Origin of the sequence: Streptomyces sp. NPDC000229, assembly GCF_040300825.1 — a bacterium.
GTDB lineage: Bacteria > Actinomycetota > Actinomycetes > Streptomycetales > Streptomycetaceae > Streptomyces.
Map to the genome: position 1 here is coordinate 38,399 of NZ_JBEPEL010000062.1, position 6,509 is coordinate 44,907.

The 6,509-nt window shown below is 69.6% G+C and carries 6 protein-coding genes; 4 read left to right on the forward strand and 2 right to left on the reverse strand.

Annotated elements, in window-relative coordinates; translation table 11 throughout:
* Positions 1–5 precede the first annotated feature (5 nt).
* A complete protein-coding gene (locus tag ABT360_RS25665; RefSeq protein WP_351820974.1) occupies positions 6–941 on the forward strand; it encodes a cation diffusion facilitator family transporter in 936 nt (311 codons plus the stop codon).
* A 39-nt stretch (positions 942–980) separates the two neighbouring features.
* Here the strand turns inward: ABT360_RS25665 and lepB are convergent, their stop codons facing one another.
* Entirely contained in the window at positions 981–1,619 is a 639-nt protein-coding gene (gene lepB / locus ABT360_RS25670; protein WP_351820977.1) for a signal peptidase I, read from the reverse strand.
* A 316-nt stretch (positions 1,620–1,935) separates the two neighbouring features.
* Between lepB and ahcY the strand changes: the two genes are divergently transcribed.
* Together ahcY and ABT360_RS25680 are read left to right on the forward strand one after the other, a co-directional pair.
* Entirely contained in the window at positions 1,936–3,393 is a 1,458-nt protein-coding gene (gene ahcY / locus ABT360_RS25675) for an adenosylhomocysteinase (protein WP_351820979.1), read from the forward strand.
* Between the two features lie 148 nt (positions 3,394–3,541).
* Positions 3,542–4,156: a hypothetical protein gene (locus ABT360_RS25680; protein WP_351820981.1), complete on the forward strand. Its 615-nt coding sequence runs from the start codon at positions 3,542–3,544 to the stop codon at positions 4,154–4,156.
* Positions 4,157–4,177: 21 nt separating this feature from the next.
* Here ABT360_RS25680 and ABT360_RS25685 read toward each other — a convergent pair whose 3' ends face one another.
* The gene (locus ABT360_RS25685) at positions 4,178–5,131 is read right to left on the reverse strand and encodes an RDD family protein (protein WP_351820984.1); all 954 of its coding nucleotides are present in this window, start codon (positions 5,129–5,131) and stop codon (positions 4,178–4,180) included.
* Positions 5,132–5,248: 117 nt separating this feature from the next.
* Here ABT360_RS25685 and ABT360_RS25690 point away from each other — a divergent pair, with 117 nt between their 5' ends.
* Complete coding sequence (locus tag ABT360_RS25690; protein ID WP_351820987.1) at positions 5,249–6,256, forward strand: stage II sporulation protein M; 1,008 nt, start codon at positions 5,249–5,251, stop codon at positions 6,254–6,256.
* The last annotated feature ends 253 nt before the right edge of the window (positions 6,257–6,509 follow it).

Sequence of the window (6,509 nt, forward strand, 5' to 3'; positions counted from 1 at the left end):
CACGCATGAGCGCGTCAGGCGGAACCAAGGCGATCGTGGCGGCGCTCGCCGCGAACCTAGCGATCGCTGTGGCCAAATTCGTGGCGTTCCTCTTCAGTGGTTCGTCCTCGATGCTTGCCGAGAGCGTCCACTCACTGGCCGACTCCGGCAACCAGGGCCTGCTGCTCGTCGGCGGCAAGAAGGCCCAGCGCGAGGCCACGCCCCAGCACCCCTTCGGCTACGGCCGTGAGCGTTACATCTACGCCTTCCTCGTCTCCATCGTCCTCTTCTCCGTCGGTGGCATGTTCGCCATCTACGAGGGCTACGAGAAGATCAAGCACCCCCATGAGATCGAGGCCTGGTACTGGCCGGTCGGCGTCCTGGTCTTCGCGATCATCGCCGAGACCTTCTCCTTCCGGACCGCCATCAAGGAGTCCAACGCGGTCCGCGGCAACCTCTCCTGGAAGGACTTCGTACGCCGCGCCAAGGCGCCCGAGCTCCCGGTCGTCCTCCTGGAGGACCTCGGCGCGCTGGTCGGTCTGATCCTGGCGCTCGTCGGCGTCAGCCTGGCGATCACCACCGGCGACGGCGTCTGGGACGGCATCGGCACCCTCTGCATCGGCATCCTGCTCATCGCGATCGCGATCGTCCTGGCCGCGGAGACCAAGTCCCTGCTGCTCGGCGAGGCCGCCGGCGTCGACGAGGTCAAGAAGATCGAAGAGGCGCTCGTCGACAACGAGACCGTCACCGGCATCATCCACATGCGCACGCTGCACCTCGGCCCCGAGGAGCTGCTGGTCGCCGCGAAGATCGCCGTCCAGCACGACGACACGGCCTCCGAGATCGCGGCCGCCATCGACGCCGCGGAGGAGCGCATCCGTACCGCCGTGCCGATCGCCCGGGTGATCTACCTGGAGCCGGACATCTACCGGGAGACCAAGCCCGCCACCCCCGCCTCCTGACGGGATGAGGCCCCCACCCGCGAGGGATGGGGGCCTCGCTCATATGCCCGCATCCGCACCGGGCCGACGCCCGGTGAGCCACCCGGCGAGCCCGAGCCCGCCCCCGACGATCAGGGAAATCGCCCCGCCGACCATCCCCACACCGAGCAGCACCGGCACGGTGCCGCTCTCCAGGACGCGCTCGCTCACCACGCCCACCGGCACGGTCCCGCCGGGGCTCTCGTCCGTGAAGTAGCGCGAGTCCCTGGAGTTGCCGCGGTCGTCCCCCAGCACGAACACCCGGCCCTCCGGCACCGTCACGTCGTACCGCATCCCGTCCCCGACCGGGTCCCCACCCCGGACGTACGGCTCCACCAGCGGCTCACCGTTCAAGGTGACCGCCGTGCCGTCGCTGACGACCCGGTCGCCGCCGACCCCGATCACCCGCTGCACCACGAGCTCGCCCTCGTACCGCTCCGGCATGCGATACGCGACCACATCCCCACGCCGCACTTCCGAGGGCTCGACCTTCTCGAAGAAGAGCCGACTGCCCGGGGCGTACGTCGGTTCCATCGACGACGAAGCGATCGTGTGCCCCGCATACCCGCCCACGAAGCCCACCGCGCACCCCACGAGGACCCCCACCCCGAGCGGAACCAGCACCCACCCGGCGATCCGCATCCCACGCCCCGGTCTCATCGCCACCCCTTACTCACTCGGTCACACCTGAAAACGCCCATGATCGCGGTCTCTTCGCCTGCCTCGCCACATCCGCCCACGCAAACCGATCACGGAATCCGATCGCGGGTGGACTGTGGGCCCCCCGACCGATCGGTGTAGATTCGTGACCAGAGCCAGACGTCGCTGCTGATGGCGGTCGGGCGGTCCACGACGGACCGGCCGAGGGAGAGAGGGCCTCCGACGACTGCACTGCGGGTACCGGGCATCCTTGTGTCCGACCACCTCGCAGAGCCAGCCGTACCCACCCTCGACCCAATACGAGGAGCAGCTCGAAATGACGACTGTCGCCAACCGACAGGACTTCAAGGTCGCCGATCTCTCCCTGGCCGAGTTCGGCCGCAAGGAGATCACCCTCGCCGAGCACGAGATGCCGGGCCTGATGGCGATCCGCAAGGAGTACGCCGAGGCCCAGCCGCTCGCCGGCGCCCGCATCACCGGCTCCCTGCACATGACCGTGCAGACCGCCGTGCTGATCGAGACGCTGGTCGCCCTGGGCGCGCAGGTCCGCTGGGCGTCCTGCAACATCTTCTCCACCCAGGACCACGCAGCCGCCGCCATCGCGGTCGGCCCCGACGGCACCCCGGACAACCCCCAGGGCGTCCCGGTCTTCGCCTGGAAGGGCGAAACGCTGGAGGAGTACTGGTGGTGCACCGAGCAGGCCCTGACCTGGCCGAACACGCCCACCGGCGGCCCGAACATGATCCTGGACGACGGTGGTGACGCCACCCTCCTGGTCCACAAGGGCGTCGAGTTCGAGAAGGCCGGCGAGGCCCCGGACCCGTCCACCGCGGACAGCGAGGAGTACGGCCACATCCTCCGCCTCCTCAACCGCACCCTCACCGAGAACCCGCAGAAGTGGACCCTCCTCTCCTCGGAGATCCGTGGTGTCACGGAGGAGACCACGACGGGTGTCCACCGTCTGTACGAGATGCACCGTGACGGCACGCTGCTGTTCCCGGCGATCAACGTCAACGACGCCGTGACCAAGTCGAAGTTCGACAACAAGTACGGCTGCCGTCACTCGCTGGTCGACGGCATCAACCGTGCCACCGACGTCCTGATCGGCGGCAAGGTCGCGGTCGTCTGCGGCTACGGCGATGTCGGCAAGGGCTGCGCGGAGTCCCTGCGGGGCCAGGGCGCCCGGGTGATCGTCACCGAGATCGACCCGATCTGCGCGCTCCAGGCGGCGATGGACGGCTACCAGGTCACCACTCTCGACGAGGTCGTCGGCCTGGCCGACATCTTCATCACCACCACCGGCAACAAGGACATCATCATGGCCTCCGACATGGCCAGGATGAAGCACCAGGCGATCGTCGGGAACATCGGCCACTTCGACAACGAGATCGACATGGCGGGTCTGGCGAAGATCCCCGGCATCGTCAAGGACGAGGTCAAGCCGCAGGTCCACACCTGGACCTTCCCCGACGGCAAGAAGATCATCGTGCTGTCGGAGGGGCGCCTGCTGAACCTGGGCAACGCCACCGGTCACCCCTCGTTCGTGATGTCCAACAGCTTCGCGGACCAGACGCTGGCCCAGATCGAGCTGTTCACGAAGCCCGAGGAGTACCCGACCGACGTCTACGTGCTGCCCAAGCACCTCGACGAGAAGGTCGCCCGTCTGCACCTCGACGCGCTCGGCGTGAAGCTCACCACGCTCCGCCCCGAGCAGGCCGCCTACATCGGCGTCCAGGTCGAAGGCCCCTACAAGCCCGACCACTACCGCTACTGACGGCGCCCGTGCACTGACGCACGCCCGCAGCAGCCGGTAACGGGTAAGCAGCGAAGCAGGTATCAGGCAGGCCCCCGCACCCCCGTGCCGGGGGCCTGCCCCGTACCGGGCGTCGCCCCTACCGCCGATCCCGAGGACCCGAGGACCCATGCCCCGCGGCCGCTATTCGCTCCATGATCCGCACGATCACACCCCCCTCGGTGAAGAGCACTTCAACTGCGCGCCCGGCCCCTCCGGCTGGCGCTACGTCTCCCAGATCACCACTCCCTCCGGCGATCACGCCGGCTCCGTCGACCTCACCCTCGACGACCTCGGCCGCCCCATCCGCCTCGAACTGCACGCCGCGAGCTGGCAGGTCCGCGGCGCCGCACTCGACGGCGTCACCTGGGTCCGCACAGACCCCACCGGAACCCATGCCACGGAAGGCAATGTGCGCGCCCACGCCTTCACCGGCACGTCCCCGGCATTCCTCGTCGCGACATCCCGCCTGCTGCGCCTCACCCCCGCTTCTCCCCCCACCCGAGTCCGCCTCGTCGCCTTCACGGACCCGGTCCTCGCACCCCTCACCGTCGACCAGTCGTGGGCCCTGGTGAAGAGTGAAGCGCACACCACTGACAACGGCCCCCTGACCGTGGACGAATACCAGGTCAGCGCCCTCGACACGGGCGAACGGCACACGGTCCACATCGCCGGCGACGTGGTCCTCGCAGCCCCCGGCATCGAGCTCGAGGACCTCCAGACCCCACCGTCGGTCTTCCCCTGACCCGTCGCGTCCCCAGCCGCCCTACGCGGGCGGGGCGAACCCGGTAGCAGGCGGCGTACTCCCGACGGCCCCACCAGCCTCGCCCGCCGAACCCCTGACCACAGCGGACTCACCACCCCGCACCGCCGGGGACCCCACCACCGACGCACCGACCACCGGCACCCCGACAACCGGGGCACCACCCCCCGCCCCCGGGACGCCGGCACCCACCACCGGCCCGCCACCCCCCGGGGCGAACGCACGCCGGGCGTCCCGCGCCTGCCGCTCGTTCACCACCGCGGCCAGAAACTCCGCCGCAGGCACACCGGGCGGTGGAGGCGTACCCGTCCGGACCACCAGATCGTCGGCCAGCCGCTCCGCCAGAGACCGCCCCACCTCCGCGTCGAGCTGCCGCATCCGCGTCAGGTACTGGCGTATCGCCAGCCACAGGTCATCCGGCACCGCCGACAGATCCAGCTGCGTGAACCGCCCGACCAGCCAGGGCGGCGGCGGGGGCAGGGCCGCCGCCCGCGCCGCCGGAACCCGCTCGCGCACGACAAGCGTCCCCGCGAAGACATCACCGATCCGCCGGCCCCGGGCCGACACCAGCGACGCGATGCACGCCACGACGCCGAAGGTCATCAGAATCTCGACGACCCCCATCGCCCCCCGCACCAGCGCGTGCCGAAACCGGATCGGCCCCCCGTCGTCCCGCACCACCCGCAGACCGCAGGCCAGCTTCCCGAGCGAACGCCCGTGGCTGAGCGTCTCCACCGCTATGGGCCCGCCCACCAGGACGAGCAAAAAGGTCGCGATCGACACCGCCGTGACGGCGGCTTCGTCCAGAGAGGCGGTGGCTATCGCCAGCCCGACCGATATCAGCAGGTACGCCGCCCACACCACGACAAGATCGATGGCAAGAGCCAGCGCCCTGCTCGGCAGCCTCGCCGGCTGCAAGCCGAGTACGACCGCGTCGCCCGTCACAACCCCGCTCACAGCGCCCACCCTTCTTCGACCTTCCCAACCCCTCCGCACGCCAGTCTGCCAAGCTGACCACCAGCGCGCCGCCGTAGGACGAACCGTACGCACCAGTGCCTGGAGCAGCAGCCGATCATGGACCTCGACGTCTACGTCACCGCCCACCGCGCCGAGTGGGACCGCCTTGACCACCTCCTGGGACGCGGCCGCCACCTCACCGGGGCCGAGGCCGACGAACTGGTCGCTCTTTACCAGCGCACCGCAACCCATCTCTCCCTCATCCAGTCCAGCGCACCGGACCCCACACTCACAGCCCGGCTCACCCAGCTGGTCGCCCGCGCCCGCGCCACGGTCACCGGCACCCGCCGCGCCTCCTGGCGCGATGCGGTCCGCTTCCTGACCGCCGGGTTCCCCGCCGCGGTCTACCGCTCACGTCACTGGTGGATCCCGACGGCCGTCCTTTCCACGCTCCTGGCCGCGGTCATCGGCTGGTGGATCGGCACGCACCCCGAGGTCCAGGCCTCCATCGCCGCGCCGGAGGAGCTCCGCCGGATGACCCGGCCGGGCGGGGAGTACGAGACCTATTACTCCAGCCACCCGGCCGCCTCCTTCGCCGCCCAGGTCTGGACGAACAACGCGCAAGCAGCGGCCATGTGCCTGGTCCTCGGCGCGTTCCTCTGCGTCCCGGTGCTGTGGATCCTCTTCCTCAACATGCTCAATCTGGGCGTCGGACTCGGCCTGATGTCCTCGGCCGGCCGCCTCGACACCTTCCTGGGGCTCGTCCTCCCGCACGGCCTGCTGGAACTCACCGCCGTCTTCGTCGCCGCCGGCACCGGTCTCCGCCTCGGCTGGACCCTCATCGATCCGGGCCCGCTGCCTCGCCGGACAGCCCTGGCCCAGCAGGGCCGCGCAGCTCTCGGCATGGCCCTCGGCCTGGCCCTGGTTCTCTTCGTCTCGGGCGTGATCGAGGGCTTCGTAACCCCCTCGGGCCTTCCGACCTGGGCCCGCATCACCATCGGCATCGGCGCTGAGCTGGCCTTCCTCGCGTACGTGTACGTCCTTGGCGGGCGCGCGGCCAGGGCCGGCGCAATGGGCGACGTCGAGACCCCCGACCGCAGCGCCGACCTGCCCACCGCCGCCTGATGTGCGCGCGGCCTCGCTGACCTGCTAGTCTCCTCTTCGCCCACAAAACCCGTTGACACGGGTGACGTGGGGAGGTAGATTTGAACGGTTGCCTCGGACTGGACAAGTTCGAGCGTGGACGTATAGAGTCTCTCTCGCTCCGGTCGGAATTGATTTCCACGGAGCCCATCCGATTCCTTATTCGAATCACAAACGTCGATTAGCTCGACGTGTCCGGCCTCGGGTGGCTTCCGTCGTGACAACGACCGTCCGT